At 65.1% G+C, this 18,092-nt stretch carries 19 protein-coding genes; 5 read left to right on the top strand and 14 right to left on the bottom strand.

Annotation, left to right across the window (positions count from 1 at the left end; translation table 11 throughout):
- Positions 1 to 45: 45 nt before the first annotated feature.
- The 8 genes from E2484_RS23010 to E2484_RS22975 all read right to left on the bottom strand — a co-directional run bounded on the left by E2484_RS23010 (position 46) and on the right by E2484_RS22975 (position 5,017).
- Positions 46 to 699: a glycerophosphodiester phosphodiesterase gene (locus E2484_RS23010; RefSeq protein ID WP_170977471.1), complete on the bottom strand. Its 654-nt coding sequence runs from the start codon at positions 697 to 699 to the stop codon at positions 46 to 48.
- Between the two features lie 272 nt (positions 700 to 971).
- Positions 972 to 1,337, bottom strand: a complete 366-nt coding sequence (locus E2484_RS23005) for a 2Fe-2S iron-sulfur cluster-binding protein (protein ID WP_137287538.1) — start codon at positions 1,335 to 1,337, stop codon at positions 972 to 974.
- Positions 1,334 to 2,746: a selenium-binding protein SBP56-related protein gene (locus E2484_RS23000; protein WP_137287537.1), complete on the bottom strand. Its 1,413-nt coding sequence runs from the start codon at positions 2,744 to 2,746 to the stop codon at positions 1,334 to 1,336. The genes E2484_RS23005 and E2484_RS23000 overlap by 4 nt, the downstream gene beginning before the upstream one ends.
- A 288-nt stretch (positions 2,747 to 3,034) precedes the next feature.
- Complete coding sequence (gene ndk / locus E2484_RS22995) at positions 3,035 to 3,499, bottom strand: nucleoside-diphosphate kinase (protein ID WP_137287536.1); 465 nt, start codon at positions 3,497 to 3,499, stop codon at positions 3,035 to 3,037.
- A complete protein-coding gene (locus E2484_RS22990) occupies positions 3,496 to 3,687 on the bottom strand; it encodes a 50S ribosomal protein L24e (protein WP_137287535.1) in 192 nt (63 codons plus the stop codon). The genes ndk and E2484_RS22990 overlap by 4 nt, the downstream gene beginning before the upstream one ends.
- A 3-nt stretch (positions 3,688 to 3,690) precedes the next feature.
- Positions 3,691 to 3,918, bottom strand: coding sequence for a 30S ribosomal protein S28e (locus E2484_RS22985; protein ID WP_137287534.1), 228 nt, complete (start codon positions 3,916 to 3,918; stop codon positions 3,691 to 3,693).
- 12 nt (positions 3,919 to 3,930) lie between these two features.
- The gene (rpl7ae, locus tag E2484_RS22980) at positions 3,931 to 4,293 is read right to left on the bottom strand and encodes a 50S ribosomal protein L7Ae (protein WP_137287533.1); all 363 of its coding nucleotides are present in this window, start codon (positions 4,291 to 4,293) and stop codon (positions 3,931 to 3,933) included.
- Between the two features lie 184 nt (positions 4,294 to 4,477).
- Positions 4,478 to 5,017: a GNAT family N-acetyltransferase gene (locus E2484_RS22975; protein ID WP_137287532.1), complete on the bottom strand. Its 540-nt coding sequence runs from the start codon at positions 5,015 to 5,017 to the stop codon at positions 4,478 to 4,480.
- 188 nt (positions 5,018 to 5,205) lie between these two features.
- Here E2484_RS22975 and tmcA point away from each other — a divergent pair, with 188 nt between their 5' ends.
- On the top strand, positions 5,206 to 7,620 hold the full coding sequence (gene tmcA / locus E2484_RS22970; protein WP_137287531.1) for a tRNA(Met) cytidine acetyltransferase TmcA: 2,415 nt from the start codon (positions 5,206 to 5,208) through the stop codon (positions 7,618 to 7,620).
- A gap of 54 nt (positions 7,621 to 7,674) precedes the next feature.
- On the opposite strand, the gene E2484_RS22965 is transcribed toward tmcA, so the two are convergent.
- The gene (locus E2484_RS22965) at positions 7,675 to 7,959 is read right to left on the bottom strand and encodes a HalOD1 output domain-containing protein (protein WP_170977470.1); all 285 of its coding nucleotides are present in this window, start codon (positions 7,957 to 7,959) and stop codon (positions 7,675 to 7,677) included.
- 101 nt (positions 7,960 to 8,060) lie between these two features.
- Here E2484_RS22965 and E2484_RS25310 point away from each other — a divergent pair, with 101 nt between their 5' ends.
- Complete coding sequence (locus tag E2484_RS25310; protein ID WP_170977469.1) at positions 8,061 to 8,219, top strand: hypothetical protein; 159 nt, start codon at positions 8,061 to 8,063, stop codon at positions 8,217 to 8,219.
- A gap of 4 nt (positions 8,220 to 8,223) precedes the next feature.
- Here the strand turns inward: E2484_RS25310 and E2484_RS22960 are convergent, their stop codons facing one another.
- Both E2484_RS22960 and E2484_RS25305 read right to left on the bottom strand, forming a co-directional pair.
- The gene (locus E2484_RS22960) at positions 8,224 to 9,438 is read right to left on the bottom strand and encodes a cyclase family protein (RefSeq protein WP_137287530.1); all 1,215 of its coding nucleotides are present in this window, start codon (positions 9,436 to 9,438) and stop codon (positions 8,224 to 8,226) included.
- 301 nt (positions 9,439 to 9,739) lie between these two features.
- Complete coding sequence (locus E2484_RS25305) at positions 9,740 to 9,910, bottom strand: hypothetical protein (RefSeq protein WP_170977468.1); 171 nt, start codon at positions 9,908 to 9,910, stop codon at positions 9,740 to 9,742.
- A gap of 354 nt (positions 9,911 to 10,264) precedes the next feature.
- Between E2484_RS25305 and E2484_RS22955 the strand changes: the two genes are divergently transcribed.
- Positions 10,265 to 10,777: a hypothetical protein gene (locus E2484_RS22955; RefSeq protein ID WP_137287529.1), complete on the top strand. Its 513-nt coding sequence runs from the start codon at positions 10,265 to 10,267 to the stop codon at positions 10,775 to 10,777.
- Between the two features lie 138 nt (positions 10,778 to 10,915).
- Here the strand turns inward: E2484_RS22955 and E2484_RS22950 are convergent, their stop codons facing one another.
- Positions 10,916 to 12,640: a glutamate--tRNA ligase gene (locus E2484_RS22950; protein WP_137287528.1), complete on the bottom strand. Its 1,725-nt coding sequence runs from the start codon at positions 12,638 to 12,640 to the stop codon at positions 10,916 to 10,918.
- A gap of 113 nt (positions 12,641 to 12,753) precedes the next feature.
- On the opposite strand from E2484_RS22950, the gene E2484_RS22945 reads away from it, so the two are divergent.
- Both E2484_RS22945 and E2484_RS22940 read left to right on the top strand, forming a co-directional pair.
- Positions 12,754 to 14,781 carry a bacterio-opsin activator domain-containing protein gene (locus E2484_RS22945; RefSeq protein WP_137287527.1) on the top strand — a complete coding sequence of 676 codons (2,028 nt, stop codon included), beginning with the start codon at positions 12,754 to 12,756 and terminating at the stop codon, positions 14,779 to 14,781.
- Between the two features lie 170 nt (positions 14,782 to 14,951).
- A complete protein-coding gene (locus E2484_RS22940; protein WP_321113007.1) occupies positions 14,952 to 15,353 on the top strand; it encodes a DUF7344 domain-containing protein in 402 nt (133 codons plus the stop codon).
- A gap of 224 nt (positions 15,354 to 15,577) precedes the next feature.
- Here E2484_RS22940 and idsA3 read toward each other — a convergent pair whose 3' ends face one another.
- Complete coding sequence (idsA3, locus tag E2484_RS22935) at positions 15,578 to 16,639, bottom strand: geranylfarnesyl diphosphate synthase (protein ID WP_137287526.1); 1,062 nt, start codon at positions 16,637 to 16,639, stop codon at positions 15,578 to 15,580.
- Position 16,640: 1 nt separating this feature from the next.
- Complete coding sequence (locus tag E2484_RS22930; RefSeq protein WP_137287525.1) at positions 16,641 to 17,993, bottom strand: RNase J family beta-CASP ribonuclease; 1,353 nt, start codon at positions 17,991 to 17,993, stop codon at positions 16,641 to 16,643.
- Positions 17,994 to 18,092 lie beyond the last annotated feature (99 nt).

Below are 18,092 nucleotides of genomic sequence, written 5' to 3'. Positions count from 1 at the left end.
CGACGACGTGGCACAAATCGTTAGTGGCGGGCGGGGGCACCGCCGTCAGATCGGTCGCGTCGCAATCACGCCGTCCACGCCGCGCCGCTCGAGAACCCGCGCCAGCAGGCGCGACCCGACCGGCCACGCGTGGACCTCCATCCCCGCGTCGTGGGCGCTCTCGACGAGGCCGGTGACGAAGCACAGCGACCAGTGGGGATTGGCGTACTCGCACCCGATGGTTTCGGCGGTGAGGAAGTTGGCGTCCGGACGCACGCCGAAGTTGAACGCCAGCGGCACCGTCTCGTCGAGCATCCGGGTGCGCCAGAGCGGGTCGGGGTGGAGCGACGAGACGACCACGTCGTTTGCGACGCCCTCCAGCGCGGCGAGCAGGTCTGCGACGACGCCGGTCTCCTTGATTTCGGCGTTGATGCCCACGCTCGGCGGAATCACCTCCAGCACCTCGGACAGGAGCGGGATGCCGTAGTCCGACCCGTCGACCCCGAGGTCGGCGAGTTCGCCGGCCGAGAGGTCGGCCACGTCGCCTTCGCCGTCGGTGACCCACTCCACGCTCTCCCAGTGGGAGACGACGAGTTCGCCGGTCCCGCATCGCCGCACGTCGATTTCGACCGCGTCAGCGACTTTCGCGGCCTCGCGGGCGGCACAGACAGTGTTCTCCGGGTACTCGTCGCCGAACCCTCGATGGGCGGTGACGTGCACGCTACCGACTACTGGGCGGTATCGAAAGAGACTGACGGCGCCCGAACGGAGTCGAGCGACCGCCCGCCACGGACCGACCGCACTCGGCCACCCGCTCTCGCCGAGCCCCACTGCGAGTCGGACGCCAGCGGCGACTCCGAGTGCCCCGGAGCGGACGCGCGAGGACGACTGCGCCGAACACCCCGACGGCGGTTCCGAGGGCGTACGCGGCCGCCAGCGCGAGCAGTCCTCTCGACGCGGTCGCGTTCACCCTTCGCGGCGGTCCAAGGGGGTCACTTCCACGGGTTCGATACGAGCTCCGTCTGCACGTCCACGCCCACTTCGACCCGGCAGTCGGCGCGCGGTTCGGCGATACACAGCAGCACGTATCCGGCGTCGAGGTGGCGGTCCTTCAGGGCTCGCGGAGGCCGCGCATGTTCGACCCGGCCCGCGAGCAGGCGACCGGTACAGGTCGCGCACGCGCCGGTCCGGCACCCGAACGGGAGGCTCAGGTTCGCCCGCTCGGCGGCCGAGAGTACGGTCTCATCTGCGGACACACGGATGCTCGCCCGGTCTCCGTCCCGCCAGACGAGCGCGACCTCGTAGGCCCCCGGTTCGGTCTCGGACTCGTCGGTCGCCGGTTCGGGGTCGCCTGTCACTGCCACACGTCGCTGGTGCAGTCGCCGTCGGGCCAGCGGATTTCGTGGGCGCGGGCCGGTCCCGTCGGCACCTGTCCGAAGTCCACGAGGAATTCCTCGTCGAGCGTCAGGGTCCCTCTCCGGGGGTTCACGTCGGCCTTCAGCATGACAGACCCCTTCTCGGCCTCCTCCGGGAAGAACTCGTTGTCCCACGTCGAGTAAAGGGACGTGGTCCAGTAGAGTCGCTCGCCGTCGAGGCTGAGTTGGAGCATCTGGGGTCCGCCGACGACGTCCCTGCCCTGCACCTGCCGAACCTCGCCGAACAGGCCACCCACCGAGAGCGTGTCGGCCTCCCGGGGGTTCCTGGGGTCGCTCACGTCGTACATGTACACCTCGCCGTGAATCCAGTTCCCGCCGAAGAGGTAGCGGTCGTCCATCGAAATCAGGATGTCGGTCGGAAGCGCGGGGACGGGCATGTCCCAGTCGTCGTGGTCCCGGCTCTCGAAGTCGATGACCTTTTCGGCGCGGTACTCACCGGTCTCGCGGTCCTCCCAGAAGTGGAACACGTTCGAGGAGAGGGCGGCGTTGACGAACCCGTGGGTGGACTCGGGCGTGTGGAGGAACCGGACCTCCAGGGGAATCATCCCCTCCTCGCCGAGGTCGAGGGTCTGTTCGACCGTGCGATTCTCCCAATCCCAGAAGTGGAGTCGCTGCCCGTAGTTGCCCGCCTCCACGTCGGCCATGTCGAATCCCGGTTGGTAGACGTTCGGGGCCGCCCACTCCGAAGAGACCATCACGTTCTGGCGCGGTTGGTACCAGAAGTCGTAGTTCATCTCGATCTCCCCCGGCGGGTCCCACCGCCCCTCGATCTCGAAGTCGTCGTTGAGTTCGAGGAAGCCGCCCGGGAGTTCGCCGTCGGCGTCCCCGAGCATGCTGACGAGGATTTCCCCGTCCGGGATGCAGTGGACCGTGTGCGGGGCCGAGAGGTCCTGCTCGTGGACCGCCTCGGGTTCGATGACGTCTACGATTTCCGGATTCTCGCGGTTCTTCGTGTCTACGACGTGGAGTCGCGAGGAGCGATTCCCCGGAACGACGAGATGCCGTCGCTCCAGCCCTTCGACGTGGCACGACGACGAGCAGGCGTTCCAGCCGAAGTGGTGGAGTTCGTCACCCTTGTTCGGCATCTCGACGCGGTCGATTATCTCGCAGTAGGTGTCCGAGTCCGGATTCACGTCCACGACCGACAGGAAATCGGGCGCGTCCACGTCGGTACCGACGTAGAGGCTCACCACGTAGGCAACCTCCTCGCGCTCCGACTCCTCGATAGCGGCCTGCGGCGTGGCGTAGCCCGGACCTTCGACGCCGTGGTGGTGTTCGTGGTGTTCGTGCGCGCTGGCTTCCGCATCGTCGGTTGACTCTGTCTCGCTCATTGTCCCATTCCCAACTGTGGACTACTCCGTGAGGGGTGGTCACGGGGCCCATCCGGGCAATTATTTCCTTAACTCTTCTTAATATACTCCCAATCAGTAACGATGTGGCGAGATTCGGGATCGCGGTCAGCGAGTCTGTTATCAAAAGCGTGACTGTAGTCAGAGGGTCGGCGTTCCGGCAGTAACCGACGGAACTGCCGCTCCGCTCGGGGAGTCGCTACCCATCGTCGAAAGAATCTGTGGTCGAGTCCGAAAATGCGGAAAACGAACCGAAAACCGAACGTTACCTTACTCGTACAGCCACGTCTCGTCGATGCGCTCGTAATCGACCAGTTCCTCGTCGTCGAAGAACAGGTCGATCTCGCGCTCGTTCGCGCCGGGGTCTTCGTGGTCCGACCCGTGGATGACGTTGCGGCCGAGGTCGAGTCCGAAATCGCCGCGGATGGTACCGGGCGCGGACTCGGCGGGGTCGGTCTGACCCATCATCTTGCGGACCTGTCGGGTCGCGTCCTGGCCCTCCCAGACCATGGCGAAGACGGGACCGGACGTGATGAAGTCCACGAGGCCCTCGAAGAACGGCTTGCCTTCGTGCTCGCCGTAGTGTTCGTGGGCGAGGTCCTCGTCTATCTGCATGAACTTGCCGGCGACCATCTTCAGACCGCGCTCCTCGAATCGGGAGACGACCTCACCGATGAGGCCGCGCTGGACGCCGTCGGGCTTGACCATCACGAAGGTTCGCTCGGTCTCGCTCACTGTTCACCCTCCTCGGCTCCGCCGTCCTCGGTCCATTCGAGGTCGCGGGGTTCGCGGCCGAGGTCGGCGTTCTTTTCGCACTTCGCCGAGCAGAAGTGGACCGTACTTCCGTCGGTACGGACGAACATCGTGCCCGTGCCGGGCTCGATGTCATCGCCACAGAAGTCACAAACTCGGGATTTGGGCATTGATTACTGACCTCCGATGGAGTCGGCTTCGCGGGCGGTCTCGCGCAGTTGCAGCACGTCGCCCTCTCGGACGGGGCCGAGGCAGTTCCGCGTGATGATGCGGCCCTGATTCTCGCCCTCACGGATGCGGCACTTGACCTGCATGGCCTCGCCGTGCATCCCCGTCTTGCCGACGATCTCTATCACTTCGGCGGGCGTGGAGCTTTCTTCTTCAGTTTCCTCTGCACTCATGACTCAACCACCTCAGCGAAGTTCCTCGACCTTGTCGGCGATGTCCTCTACGTCGTCTTCCGCCTCACCGGAGTCGGTGATGGCCGCGGCGGCACTGCCGACTTCCAGACCGGCGGCGTGACCGATGTCGTCCTGAGTCTCGACGAAGATGAAGGAGATGCCCTTCTCGTCGGCGAGTTCCGGGAGATGCATCACGATCTCTTCCGGCTGGACGTCTTCGGCGATGTAGACGAGGTCGGCGTTACCGCGCTCGACCGCCTTGGTCGTCTCGTTGGTTCCTTTCTTTACGGTACCTGTGTCTCGGGCGACCTCGAGCGCCTCGACGGCGCGGTCCTGGAGGTCGGCTGGGACGTCGAAGTTTACGTACACTGGCATAGGTTGTTCACCTCCCTGCACGTCGGCTCAGGCTCCCCTGCCGGGCGTATCCTGTGCGGCTAGGAGCATCATCAACCGCGCGCAGGTCGTACCCTTGCGTAGTTCGTCACCCCTTAAAAGCGCTTTCAAATGCTACGGCGGCTTGCGAAACGAACGCACGGGAAGCGGGGTCATCCAGCAGACGCTACTCACCGTCGTTCCACTCCTCGCGCAGGAGACCGTAAATCAGCACGTCCCGATACTCGCCGTCGAGGTACTCGTGGTCGCGCAGGCGACCCTCTTCGGTGAAGCCGAGTCGTTTCAGCAGGCCGCGGGACCTCTCGTTGAAATCGACCACGCGGGCGAACACGCGACGGAGACCTCGCGTCTCGAAGGCGTAGTCCAGCAGCAGGGAGACCGCTTCGGTCGCGTACCCTTCTCCGCGACCTTCGGGCAGGAGCCAGTAAGCTATCTCGGCGTGGTCGCTCTCGACTCGAAAGAGATCGACCTCGCCGAGGGGGTCCTCGCGGCCGTCGACGCAGAGTAGAAAGTTCGCGTCGCCGTTGTCGGACGAAATCGTGTTCTCGTAGAACTCCTCGACCTGCTCGCGGGTCTGGGGTTCGGTGAAGGTCAACGGCGTCCGCAGTTCCGGGTCGGTCCGGGCGCGCTGGAGGAACTCAACGTCTTCTCGCTCGGTAATTCGGAGGTCTACTCGGTCGCTGGAGAGGTAGACTGGTCCGGGCATACGTCGCCAGACGGAGGAGGCCGGCAAATACCTTCGGAATCTGAAATAGTCGCTGCCTCGTGACTGCGAGCGAATCGAGCGTGCATCTCGAACCCTTCGTCAGCGAGGCAAACGAAGCAATCGAACCTCGAAGCTTCTCCCCGTCGCCGAAGGAAAACGCCCTTCTCCCGCCCGGTCCAACGGCGAGCATGGACGTATCCGGGGTCGTGACTGGCCTGCGGGCCGAGGCCCGCCGCACGAACGAGCGCCGACTGCTCGTCGTCGCTGGCGAGCGAGACGCCTGCTACGAGGTGGCTGACCGGACGCTCGACGCCGCCGACGTCGACCGCGAGGCGACCACGCTCGTCGGAACCGGGAGCCTCGGGTGCGAGCGCGTCGGGGCGAAGCGCGCCGACCGACTGCTCGGGACGACCCGCGAGTGCGTGGTTCTGGACTGTCACGCCGACTTCCGGCCGAACGCGATGGGACGAGTCGTCGGCGCGGTGGACGGCGGCGGTCTGTTCGTCCTCCTGACCCCACCGCTCGACGAGTGGCCCGACCGACGGACCGACTTCGACCGGACCTTGGCGGTACCGCCCGCCGACGCCGACGACGTGACGGGTCACTTCCGGCGGCGGTTCGCCGAGACCCTGCGCGCCCATCCCGGAATCGCCATCCTCGACGTGGATTCCGGCGGCCAGTCCGACGAGGAATCCGACGTGAACGCTGACGAGCAGTCCGACGCGGACGCCGACCTCGGCGTCCGCGTCGAGCGCGACGGCCTGACCCATCCCGCGCCGCGGGTTTCGACCGCCGACGAACCTCCGGAACGCCCCGCCGACCGGACCTTCCCCGACGCGGCCTACGACGCCTGTCTCACGGGCGACCAGATGACGGTGGTGCGGGAGTTGGAAGTCCTCCGACCGGGCGACGACTCGGAAAGCGATGACGACGGTCCGGGCGAAACTGCGGTGGTCGTGGAAGCCGACCGCGGCAGGGGCAAGTCCAGCGCGGCGGGCATCGCGGCCGGGAGTCTCGCCGCCGAAGGCGACGACGTGCTGGTCACGGCCCCGGAGTACCGGAGTTCGCGCGAGGTGTTCGTCCGGGCCGAAGCCCTGCTGGAAACGCTCGGCTACGAAGTCGAGACCGACCGCGACCCGCCGCGCGAGATTCGGGTCGCGGGCGAACGAGAAGGTAAGCGAGGGGACGAACGAGCGGGCGAGCAGGACGGCGGCCGGGTCCGATTCGAGACGCCGACCGACGCCGCCGATTTGCCGGGGAACCCGGACGCGGTCTTCGTGGACGAGGCGGCCGCGCTCTCGGTTCGCCTGCTCGAACGGTTCCTGGCGGCCGAGAGAGTCGCGTTCACCACGACGATTCACGGCTACGAGGGCGCGGGCCGGGGGTTCTCGGTCCGGTTCCGCGACCGACTCGCCGAGAGCGACCACGAGGTTCTGGAGACCCGGCTGGACGAACCCATCCGGTACGCCGCGGGCGACCCCGTGGAGGTCTGGGCCTTCCGCGCGCTCCTGTTGGACGCCAGGCCGCCCGTCGAGGAGGTGGTTCGGGACGCGGACCCTTCGTCGGTCGAGTATCGGGCGCTTTCGCCCGCCGACCTGCTCGCCGACGAGACCCTGCTCCGGGAGGTGTTCGGCCTGCTCGTGCTGGCCCACTACCGGACCGAACCCGACGACCTCGCTCGATTGCTGGACGCGCCGAATCTGACGGTCAGGGCGCTCTGCTTCGAAGGTCACGTCGTCGGGGTCGCGCTGCTGGCCCGCGAAGGGAATCTCTCCGCGGGCGTGCGCGAACACATGTACGAGGGCGGGCGCGTGCGGGGAAACATGCTCCCGGACGTGCTGACCTCCCAACTCCGGGACGAGCGCGCCGGGATTCCGGAGGGGATGCGGGTGATGCGCATCGCCACCCACCACGCCGTGCGCTCGCGAGGACTGGGGTCGCGCCTGCTCGCCGACGTGCGCGCGGAGTTCGAGAGCGAACTCGACTGGCTCGGGGTCGGTTACGGTGCGACGCCGGAACTCCTCCGGTTCTGGCGCGAGAACGGCTACTGCGCGGTTCAGCTTTCGACCACTCGCAACGACACCAGCGGGGAGTACTCGGCGCTCATGCTCGACCCCCTCTCCCCCGCGGGGCGGGACCTCCACGACCGCCACGCTCGGTGGTTCGCCTCCCGGGTCGCGTCGATGCTGGCCGACCCCCTGCGCGACGCCGACCCCGACGTAATGCGTGAACTTCTACGGTCGGTCGAAGCCCCCGTGACCCTCGACCTCTCGGAGTGGGACTGGCGAACCGTCGCGTCGAGCGCGTACGGACCCGGACTGTACGACGCCGCGCCGCGACCGTTCCGCCGCGTGGCGCTCAAGCACTTCGTGGACTCCGACGATGGAGGCGGAGTGGCGGAGTCCGACGCGCTCTCGGCCCGCGAGGAGCGCCTGCTGGTTCTGAAAGTCCTCCAGGGCCGCCCGTGGCTCGACGTGGCCGACGAACTCGGATTCCACTCTGCGGGCCAGTGCATGCGCGCGCTCGGCGACGCCTACGAACCGCTGGTGGACCGGTACGGCGACGAGGCGGCGAGCGAAGAGAAACGGCGATACGTCGAGTGAGCGACGACGAGAGTAGGGCGATAACCGACGACAGAGGTCCTTCGACCGACGACCTCAGTCGTTCACGTCCACGCGCACGTCGCCGGTTCCCAGCAGCGTCACCGTACAGCCACCGTACTCGAACACGATGCGTCCGCCTTCGCGGGCGGGCCCGGTTATCGTGTCGGCGAAGAGACCGTCCAGCGCGTCGGGGTCTATCGTGTCGTTCAACGGCGGCAAGTCGGTCGGCTCGCAGTCGCGGGCCGCGGCCACGGCGTTGACGACGGCTTCGGTCGGAGACTCGTCGCCGACGTGGCGTTTCCGAGTCGGGTCGTCGGATATCGCTGGGTCGTCGGACATAAAGTTCCTATCGGCCGTAGCTGGGTGAATCGACGGGTTGATTGGTAAGGATACTTTTAAAGGCGACAGTGGGATGTTGTTAGAAGACGAACGCCCCGACGATGAAATGTGCCGAGTCGGGGTGTTCCGAACCGGCAACCGTTAGACTCCACGTCCCGTGGGACGAGAACCGAATCGTCTGTGCGGGCCACGCCCGCGCGCTGGCCCAACAGGACGGCGTGGTCGCGGACCCGCTGGAAGAGGCCGACGAGTGGTCCTGACGGGTCAGTTCGACTCCTCGCCCATCGACGCTTTCACCACGACGGGATTGATGGGTGCGCCGGTCGCGCGCTCGATGTTGAGCGGCGCACCGGCGAACAGGAAGTCGTAGACGCCGTCGCTCGCGCAACTCTCCGCGAGGTCTTCGAGCCACAACACTTCGGCGAACGGAACCCCGAGGTTCCGGTGGAACGCGCCGTGGAGCGGTACGAGATACTCCTCGCCGTCTATCGTCTGGACGTTCTTCTCGACGCTCAGGGTGTCACCGCCGACGACGGGAAACTCCATCTCGTGGACCCACTCCACGAGGTCCTCGCTGTAGCACAGCCCCGGTTCTTCGAGCGGCGCCCACTCGTGTTCGGGGTCGTCGTCGCGGACGCGCGCGGCCGACCCGGTTCGAACAAGTGGCACGTCACGCTTCCGGAGGACAACGTCCTGCTGGTAGGCGGTCCGTCGCAGGTCCGAGAGCGAGATGCAGGCGTTCGGCTCCAGTCGGTCGTTCTCCCCGCCCATCGCCCGCCCCACGTCGAGCAGGACGCCCCGGCCGACGATGCCGTGGTCGGCGACGTGAGAGATGTCCGCTCTACCCATCCCTCGCGTCTCGTCTACCGGGTCGCCGCCACAGCTTTCGAGCGGCTCGTCGAACTCCTTGGTGGCCGCGGTCGTGCTGGCGTCGAACCCGTTGTAAATCTGGTCGCCGTACCACGCGTGGCCCGGCGCATCCACGTGTGTCGTCCCCTGCGTGTAGAGTTGGTTGACGAAGCGGTCGTCGGTGAACTTCAGCCCCCCGGCCGACGGTTCGGCCTCGCCCTCCTCGTACGATTGCTCGTCCTGAGTATTGGTACGTCGCGCGACTGTTCTCGTCGGAAAGATGGGGTCGTTTGCGACCTCCCCGGTCATCGAGAGTTGGAGCGTGAACGTCTCGGCCCCGGTCGCCTCATCTCTGGTGACGGCCTCCATCCCGGCCAGCGCCTCCTCGCTTCCGAGGAAGTTGAACGCCCCGAGTTCGTCGTCGTCTCCCCACCGCCCCCAGTTCCGCGGCGCGTCTTCGAGCAGGGCCTCGAGATCGCCCTCCGGTTGGTCGGACTGTGCGGCGACTTCGGACGGGGCGACCCCGGCGGCCGCGAACGCCAGCAGCGCGCCCGACTCCCGAAGGAACTCCCGTCGGTCGAAGTCGCTGTTGGTGCAGTCGCAGGTCGATTCTGATTTCCGTTCGCTCATGGATTCCCCCAGCATTCTCCCGTAGCTACGCCCCCGATGGGTGTTCAGCGTCACCCGGCGAGTTCTTCTCTCTTCGTTGTGGAATGCCACCCGTACCGACTTCGCCGACACCTATGATTTTTGGATAGGGTGAACCGAGTGGACCGGGACGGAGCGCGAAGACTGCGAGGGGCCGCCTGGCGCTAAATAAGAACAAAAACGTTGTCTTAGGAATCATATTCGTTTCTTTAAGGAGTGGAGATATTTCTCGTAGGGCGTCGAGTGAATCGAGGCGGTCCGTGCGAGAGACAGCGCGTGTTCATCAGATTTCGGCCGCCCGCCGTTTCGCCACGTCAACCACGGTCAGGTCGTCGTCGACGGTCAGCGTGAGGGTATCGCCGTCGATATTGAACGTGAACTGGACTCCGAACGGCTCCGTCGAGCGAACGACCTCGTCGGGTGCCAGCGTCGTGGGTTCGCCCTCGTACGTCATGTGTTTGTACACCCCTATTTTCCATGTAGAAACTCCGAATAGTCGGTTTCTCGACTCGATAGTCGTTGAGACACTCGACTGACCAAAACATCGTTCAGAAAACACTTTCGTGGCTGTGGGTTCACGTGAGTAACGGTGCTCTCCACTACGACCCAGCACTGCGCTGGACGACATGGAGAGAGTCGGTGGAGACGAGTAGCGGAACGGCCGTCGACCGAGGCAAACCGACCGGAGCATACACCTATGTACGGACTGAAACCGACGAACCGGCGACCAGTACTGAAAACGATCACCGCAACAGTCGTCGGGGTGTCGTAACGGGTACGGCGAGTGCTACACCCGAGGACTTACGAGTTGGTTCGGCGACGTGTCGTCCAGCGGTGGTGTCGGCTTGACCTCGGGCCACACGACTTCGAGGACGACCGTGAATCTGGAGTCGGGCAAGTACATCGTGGAACGATACGTGAACAACGACGAAGGGGAGTTCCACTCGTACCTCGGAACGATAGACCTACTCACCGTGACGGACAGTCCGCGGCGGAGCCGAAGGCGACCCCGAACCTCTCGCTCTCGACCGACGGAATCGACGCCGAGGAGAACGTCAGCCCCGGCCAGCACACGGTGGCAGTTCGGGTCGAGAATCAACAGATGTACGACAACCTCGTCGGGCACGACGTTCACCTGATTCGCTTCGACGACGACACGGACGTCGCCGACGTGAACGGCTGGACGAACTGGACGGACCCGAACCACTCGTGTCGGACGGGAACGAACCGGGGACGTTCGTGGGCGGGATGCAGACGATCAACAGTCCGGAACTGCTCGATGGGGTGGAACGCGAAAATGCGTGCTTCCACGTGGACCTGAACCCGGGGGCTTACGCTCGGGTCTCCGAAGTACCCGAACCTGCCGAGAAAGGTCTACTGAAATCGTTCGTCGTCCCGTTCGAATAGAGCCCACGATGGCACTACGCGTCCGATGCAGTCGTGTTCGATTCGGAGACGGCTACTCGTGGGCGAAGTACACGACCGTCTCGTCGTCTGCCTCGTGTCTATCGACCCGCACGAAGCCGACGCGCTCGAACTGGACCATCTCGTCGGAGTCGGTCTCGCGGAAGCCCGGTTCCGCGTAGCCCATCACGTCGCCGCGGACGGTCCGCATCCGGGTCAGGGTCGCGCTGTCGGCCGGGACCCAGTGAATCACGTCCACGCCCTCCTCTCGGACCGCCGAGATGTCGTCGCCGACGTACTCGAACTCGTCGTCGTCGCGCCGGAAACAGCCGAACCCTTTGAGCCAGATTCGGTCGCCGTCGGCGGGCACGTCGGACTTTTCGATGCGGACGCGGGTTCCGGCGTCGATGTCGCGGGTGCCCCGGTCGTCGTGTTCGGGGTGGACCGGCGGGTGTGCTGCGTCCGGGTAGTCACCCGCGAGCGTGAAGTCCACGTGGTCCTCGCGCACGAAGAAGTAGCGGTCGGCGTCGTCGTCGATGAGTTCGCGGTTGTTCGAGTAGACCGTACTCATCGCCAGATCGACGTTGCTGGTGGAGGTTCCGAGTCCGACCATCGCGTCCACGATGGCCTCGCCGCGAATCCCCCGCCTGCGGACGCTCGGGATGGTGGGCGCGCGCGGGTCGTCCCAGCCGTCGAGTTCGCCGTCCTCGATGAGTTCCCGGATGGTCGAGGTGGACATCTTCACGTCGTACTCGTCCACCTGGACGTGGCCCCAGTGGATGACCTCGGGGTACTCCCAGTCGAAGTAGTCGTAGACGAACTGCTGGCGCTTGGCCGAGTCCTGTAGGTCGATGCCCCGGATGATGTGGGTGACGCCGGTAAGATGGTCGTCCACGCCAGACTGGAAGTCGAGCATCGGCCAGCATCGGTACTCTTCGGCCTCCTCGCGGGGGTGTGGCGTGTCGATGATGCGGAAGCCCACCCAGTCGCGCAGGGCCGGGTTCTTGTGTTCGATGTCGGTCTTGACCCGGAGGACCATCTCGCCCGACTCGTACTCGCCAGCGACCATGGCCTCGAACTCGTCCATCGTGGTCTCGGCGTCCTTGTCGCGGTGAGGGCAGGCCTCCGCGGAGTTCTTCAGGTCCGAGAACTCGTCGCCGGAACACGAGCAGGTGTAGGCTCCGCCCTTCTCGATGAGGTCACGGGCGTAGTCGTAGTAGGTTTCGAGGCGGTCGCTCGCCCGGTAGACCTCGGCGGGTTCGAAGCCGAGATACTCGACTTCCTCCAGAATCTCGTCGTAGGCCCACAGCAGCGGTCGCTTGGTCTCGGGGTCGGTGTCGTCGAACCGGACGATGAACTCGCCGTCGTACTCCTCGGCGTAGGTACCGATGACCGCGGGCATCCGAGCGTGGCCGACGTGCCACGGGCCGTTGGGGTTGGGCGCGAGGCGCATCCGAACGTCGTCGTACTCGTCGGCGTTCGGGAGGTCGGGCAGCATTGTGTCCTCGCCCTCGTCCTCGCTCTCGATCTCCTCCAACCAGTCGGGCGCGAGTTCGGCGAGTCGCTCGCGTCGCTCCTCGGCGCTCGATTCGTTGACCCGCGAGACCACCGGCGCGATGACACCGGGAATCTCGTCGCCGTGCTGGCGGAAGTCGGGATTCTCGCCCATCAGCGGTCCCATGACCGCGCCCACGTCGGCCTCGCTCTCGTGCTTGACCGCGTTGACGAGGGCGTGTTTCTCTGCCTCCGTCTCGATCTGCTCGCGGAGTTCGTCGTTCATTATCCACCGGTTGGAGCGTCTTCGGGAAAACTCGTCCGGATTCGATTCACCCCGGACGTCTTCGCACGCTAACCAAGACCCTTACGTTCACGGGGGCGTAGCAACGGTCAGTAGTGACCTCCGAACGACCAACTCTCGAACGGGCGATGCCCGACCGAGCGACTTACGACCCCGCGATGAAGACGGTCGAGGTCCTCTACGTGGACACCGCCGACCCGCCGCCTTCGCTCTCGGACGCCGACGACGTGTCGCTCTCGACCGTCTCGACCGCCGCGGCCGCGCGCGACCGACTCGCCACCGACGGGAGCGTCGATTGCGTCGTCAGCGAGTACGACCTGCCCGAGAGCGACGGACTGGCCCTGCTCGAACACGTCCGCCACGACCATCCGAACCTGCCGTTCGTCATTTTCACGGGGTCCGGGAGCGAGGAAGTCGCCAGCGAGGCCGTCGGAATGGGCGTGACCGACTACCTGCCCAAGGACGCGGGCGGCGAACGACTCCGAGAGCGAGTCGGTCGTGCCGTCGCCGCGATCAGCGTCGAAATCGAGTCGGGTCTCTCGGGCGACCGCCTCAGGGAGTTGACCAACGCCTTCCCCGACGTGGCGTTCATCATCGACGAGAACGGTCGGTACCTGGAGGTGATGTCCGGGCCGGGTACGGAGGATCTCCGGACGGTCGAACAGGAGAAACTCGTCGGGAGACAGCTCCACGACGCGTTCCCCGGACCGCAGGCCGACCGGTTTCTCGACCTCATCCGGACCACCCTCGAAACCGGCGGAGTCGAGACCATAGAGTACCGAGTCGAGACCGCCGGCGGCGTCCGGTGGTACGAGGGCCGGACTGCCCCGCTGGGCGACACCATCGACGGCCGCGAGGCGGTGGTCTGGGTGGCCCGCGACGTGACCGACCGTCGGGAGAACGAACACCAACTCGCCGAGAGTCGCGACGCGCTGACCCGACTCAACCGCATCAACGGCCTGATTCACAGCATCGTCCAGTCGCTGGTCGCGTCGGCGACACGCGAGGAGGTAGAGCAGATCGTCTGCGAGGAGTTGGCCAACTCGGAGTTCTACGAGTTCGCGTGGGTCGGCGGACCGTGGGTGAAAGACGAGCGGAGAGGGCCGAGCGTCGTCGCCGGCGTCGAGCGCGACGAGATCGAACGCCTCGTCGAGGCGACCAGCACGCGCTCCGACGACGAGAACTCCCTCGCGCGAGTCATCGGCGAGGGCGTGTCCGTCGTCGTCCCCGACGTGACGGACTCGGAGATACTCTCCGACCGCGAGAGCGAGATAATGCGCGAGTTGGAGATGTCTTCGGCGGTCCTCGTTCCGCTGACGTACGCCAACACGAACTACGGCGTCCTCGGTATCAGCGGGGCGTGTACTGGTGCGTACAGCGACCGGGAACGCACTGCGCTCGAAACGCTCGGCGAGATGGTCGCCTTCGCCATCAACGCGGTCAAGAACCGGAACCTACTCTTGTCGGACAACGCAATCGAACTGGAGCTACGGGTCGAGAGTCCGAGGTCGAGTTTCGGCCGACTCTCGACCGAACTCGACTGTCGGTTCACGCTCGAAGGGGTCGTCCCTATCGCCGAGGACCGACTCCTCGAATACGTCGCCGTCGAGGGCGCGTCGGCGTCCGCTGTCATCGACTCGTTGGACGAGATGGACGTCATCGATGCCGCTCGGGTAGTCACCGAAGACGACGAGGAGTGTCTGCTCGAACTCGACCCCGCGTGGTCCGGCGTCGACCAACTCGTCAAAGCCGGAACCGTGGTCAAGTCGGCGGTCGCCGAGGACGGCGTGGTACGGTACGTCGTCGAGGCGTCCTCGAACGTGAACGTCCGGAGCGTCGTGGACAGTTTCCGGACGACCTACCCTAGTGCCGAACTCGTGAGCAAGCAAGAGACGGACCGGCCGGTCGACACCTCGCCCGAGTTCCGACAGACGCTCGGCGAAGACCTGACCGACAAACAGCGAACTGCACTTCAGGCCGCCTACTTCGCCGGCTACTACGAGTATCCCCGCGAGAGTACCGGCCAGGAAGTGGCCGAGTCGCTGGGCGTCTCGTCACCGACGCTCCACCAGCACTTGCAGGCGGCCCACCGCAAACTCGTCGGTACCTTCCTCGACAAATAGCGGTCAGTCGCACGGTCGTTCGACCGCGAACAGTTGGCTGAGTGAACGTTCGTTCTACCTCTAAAACGGTTGATATTCGACGTTTGACACTCTCTACCTTCCGTACCTTATTGTTGAGGCATGGGTTTGTTGTCCCCTCTGGATAAATACTTGGGTGGAGGTCAGCCGCCATGAATAACGATTCAATTCGGTCGGGTATCGAGGGCAACGACGCCTTCCAGAACGGTCGCGCAGTCAGAACGCCCTCCTTCGACACGCTCTTCGGCCTCCTGGCGGAGAGCCGTCGCCGATACGCACTCTACGCACTCATCGGAACGCAGGACGGTCTGGCCGACGTGGAAGCGTTGGCCGACGAAGTAGCGATGTGGGAAGCCCGCACCGAGGACGAGAGGATTACGGACGCTGCTCGGCAGGAAGTCGCCGACGAACTCCGAGAGACCCATCTCCCGAAGCTCGCCGAGGCCGACATCGTGGAGTTCGACGCTCGGAGCGACGTGGTACGCTACTGGCGACAACCGACGCTCGAGGAGTATCTCGAACACACCCATTACAAGGAGTTCCCGGACGAGTAGGTGGTCCCGATACCCGCCGACTCGTCTCCCCTCGCTAGCGTCTGTAAACCTCGTCCGTCCCCCTGACGCTCCCCTCCCCGTCGTTTCGCTCCCCTGTTTTCACCTCGAAGCTATTCACGCGAGGCTCACGAGTGAATCGAGCTGTGTGATTTCTCTCGAACGTCGAAGTAGCCAGTAGCGTCTCTACTCGGGAGCGAGCGACGACCGGAGAACGCTGCGCGGCGTCAGTGGCCGCGCTCGATGAGATAATCCGCGATACCTTCGAGGAGGTCGCGGGCCTCGTTTTCCGGCAGGACCGACAGTCGGCCCTTGCCGCGCGTGACCAACTCTTGGGCCTTCTCCTTCGCGTAGTCGATGCTTCCGGCGTCTTCGAGTCGGGCGACCGCTTCGTCGATTTCGGTCTCGGTCACCGCGTCCACGTCGTCGGTTTCGACCAGTTCGTCCACGTCCACGCCCTGCTCGCGGGCGTGGAGCGTGATGATGGTCTGCTTGCCCTCGACGAGGTCGCTCCCGCGCTGTTTGCCGAGTTCCTCGCTGGGCACCGTCAGGTCGAGCACGTCGTCCTGAATCTGGAACGCACGACCCGTGTCGATACCGAACCGGTACAGTTCCTCGACGGTTTCGTCGTCCGCGCCGAGCAGGATGGCCGGGATGGTCGCCGCCGCACCGTACAGCACGGCGGTCTTGTCCTCTATCATCTCGAGGTACTCCTCGGGGAGTACGTCGGTCCGGCTCTCGAAGGCGATGTCTCGGGCCTGCCCCTCGCAGATGTTGGTGCAGGTCGTCGCCAACACGTCGATCGCGTCGGTCACGCGGTCGGCGGGCGCGTCGGCGTTCACCAGAATCTCGAACGCCTTGGAGTAGAGCGTGTCACCCGCCAGAATCGCGGTTTCGGTGTCGTAGGCCCGATGGACTGCGGGCACGCCGCGGCGCAGGTCGTCGTCGTCCATGATGTCGTCGTGGATGAGCGTGAACGACTGGATGACCTCGATGCTGACCGCGGCGGCCATCACGTCCACGTCGCCGCCGTGGAGGTCAGGGAACGTCCGGTAATCGACGTTCTCGGGGTCGTCATCTACGTCCGCGAGCGCTTCGGCGACGAGCATCAACACTGTCGGCCGCAGGCGCTTCCCGCCAGCGTCGAGTAGGTGGCGAACGGCCTCGTAGAGGCGCTCCGGTTCTTCGACCGGGAGGTCCTCGCCGATGGCCTCGTTGACGGTCTCGCGTCGCTGTTCGACCGCACTCAGTACCCGCTCTTCCAATGTCTCGGCGCTCGCGTCTGTCATGTTACTCTGCGAGTTGGATGAGGTTGCCGTTGCTCGTCACGTGGAGGTCGCGGCCCAGTTTGTAGCCCTGACTCTCGCACAGGCTCACGTACGGGGCGAACCCTTTCATGTCCTGGTGGGCCGGGATGACGTTCTGGGGCTGGAGCGCGTCCAGCATCTCGTAGTGGCCCTCCTCGCGGAGGTGGCCCGAGACGTGGATGTCGTCGTAAATGCGCGCGCCCTGCATCTTCAGGAGGCGTTCGGACTGGTAGCGCTGGCCCTCGTTGGTCGGCTCCGGAATCACGCGGGCCGAGAAGATGACCTTGTCGCCGTCTTCCAGTTCGTAGGGCGTCTCGCCGCGGCCCATCCGGGTCAGCATCGCGCGTGGTTCGCCCTGATGGCCGGTGACGATGGGCAGGTAGTTCTCCTTGCCCTCCTTCATGATTCGCTTGAACGTCCGGTCCACGGACTTGCGGTGGCCGAACATCCCCATCTCTTCGGGGAAGTCCACGAAGTCGAGTCGCTCTGCGGTTCCCGAGTACTTCTCCATCGACCGACCGAGCAGGACGGGTTCGCGGCCGATGTCCTGAGCGAACTCCACGAGGCTCTTGACGCGGGCGATGTGGCTGGAGAACGTCGTCGCCACGATACCGCCGTCGTAGTCCTCGATGGAGGTCATGACGTCCTTGAGGTGACGCCGTGCGACAGATTCGCTCGCCGTTCGTCCCTTCCGGCCCGCGTTGGTACAGTCCTCGATGTAGGCCAGTACGCCCTCGCCCTCGCGGCCGATTTCGCGGAACCGCTTCATGTCGATGGGGTCGCCCAGCACCGGCGTGTGGTCCATCCGCTTGTCGAGGCCGTAGACGACGGCCCCTTCGGGCGTGTGAAGCACCGGGTTGATGGCGTCGATGATGGAGTGAGTCACGTTGACGAACTCCAACTCGACCTGTCCGGAGTCGCCGATGGACATGGTGCTTCCGGCTTCCATCTTCACGAGGTCGTTCTCGACGCCGAACTTCTCTTCGCCCTGAATCTGCTGTTTCACCAGTTCGATGGTGTAGGGCGAGGCCACGACCGGCGCGTTGTATCGGTGAGCCAACTTCGAGATGGCTCCGATGTGGTCCAGGTGGCCGTGGGTCGGCACGATGGCCTGCACGTCGCCTTCGAGGTCCGACATGACGCGGTCGTCCGGAATGGCCCCCATGTCGATGAGGTCCAGGCTATGCAGTTTCTCGGTCTCGACGTTGTCGTGGAGAAGAACCTTCGAGAGGTTCAATCCCATGTCGAAGATGACAACGTCCTCGCCTGCGCGGACAGCAGTACACTGCCGTCCGACTTCTTCGTAACCGCCGATGGTTGCAATTTCGATTTCCATAGTTTCACCTTGTGTACGCAAAGCCACGCCTCGTTTCCGTGGCAGAGCCACACTGCATTTCCGTGGCAGAGCCACACTGCATTTCCGTGGCAGAGCCAC

Origin of the sequence: Halorussus salinisoli, assembly GCA_005239435.1 — an archaeon.
GTDB lineage: Archaea > Halobacteriota > Halobacteria > Halobacteriales > Haladaptataceae > Halorussus > Halorussus salinisoli.
Note: the sequence above shows the minus strand (reverse complement) of the source record. Positions and strands in the feature narration are given on the sequence as shown.

Bases quoted from the DNA above. Each gene is read 5' to 3' on its own strand.
- E2484_RS25310 (WP_170977469.1), top strand. From the start codon at position 8,061: ATGAAATGTGCCGAGTCGGGGTGTTCCGAACCGGCAACCGTTAGACTC.
- E2484_RS22985 (WP_137287534.1), bottom strand. From the start codon at position 3,918: ATGAGTGCAGAGGAAACTGAAGAAGAAAGCTCCACGCCCGCCGAAGTG.
- E2484_RS22960 (WP_137287530.1), bottom strand. From the start codon at position 9,438: ATGAGCGAACGGAAATCAGAATCGACCTGCGACTGCACCAACAGCGAC.
- E2484_RS22990 (WP_137287535.1), bottom strand. From the start codon at position 3,687: ATGCCCAAATCCCGAGTTTGTGACTTCTGTGGCGATGACATCGAGCCC.
- E2484_RS23000 (WP_137287537.1), bottom strand. From the start codon at position 2,746: ATGAGCGAGACAGAGTCAACCGACGATGCGGAAGCCAGCGCGCACGAA.
- E2484_RS25305 (WP_170977468.1), bottom strand. From the start codon at position 9,910: ATGACGTACGAGGGCGAACCCACGACGCTGGCACCCGACGAGGTCGTT.
- E2484_RS22950 (WP_137287528.1), bottom strand. From the start codon at position 12,640: ATGAACGACGAACTCCGCGAGCAGATCGAGACGGAGGCAGAGAAACAC.
- E2484_RS22940 (WP_321113007.1), top strand. From the start codon at position 14,952: ATGAATAACGATTCAATTCGGTCGGGTATCGAGGGCAACGACGCCTTC.
- tmcA (WP_137287531.1), top strand. From the start codon at position 5,206: ATGGACGTATCCGGGGTCGTGACTGGCCTGCGGGCCGAGGCCCGCCGC.
- E2484_RS22975 (WP_137287532.1), bottom strand. From the start codon at position 5,017: ATGCCCGGACCAGTCTACCTCTCCAGCGACCGAGTAGACCTCCGAATT.
- idsA3 (WP_137287526.1), bottom strand. From the start codon at position 16,639: ATGACAGACGCGAGCGCCGAGACATTGGAAGAGCGGGTACTGAGTGCG.
- E2484_RS22930 (WP_137287525.1), bottom strand. From the start codon at position 17,993: ATGGAAATCGAAATTGCAACCATCGGCGGTTACGAAGAAGTCGGACGG.
- rpl7ae (WP_137287533.1), bottom strand. From the start codon at position 4,293: ATGCCAGTGTACGTAAACTTCGACGTCCCAGCCGACCTCCAGGACCGC.
- E2484_RS22965 (WP_170977470.1), bottom strand. From the start codon at position 7,959: ATGTCCGACGACCCAGCGATATCCGACGACCCGACTCGGAAACGCCAC.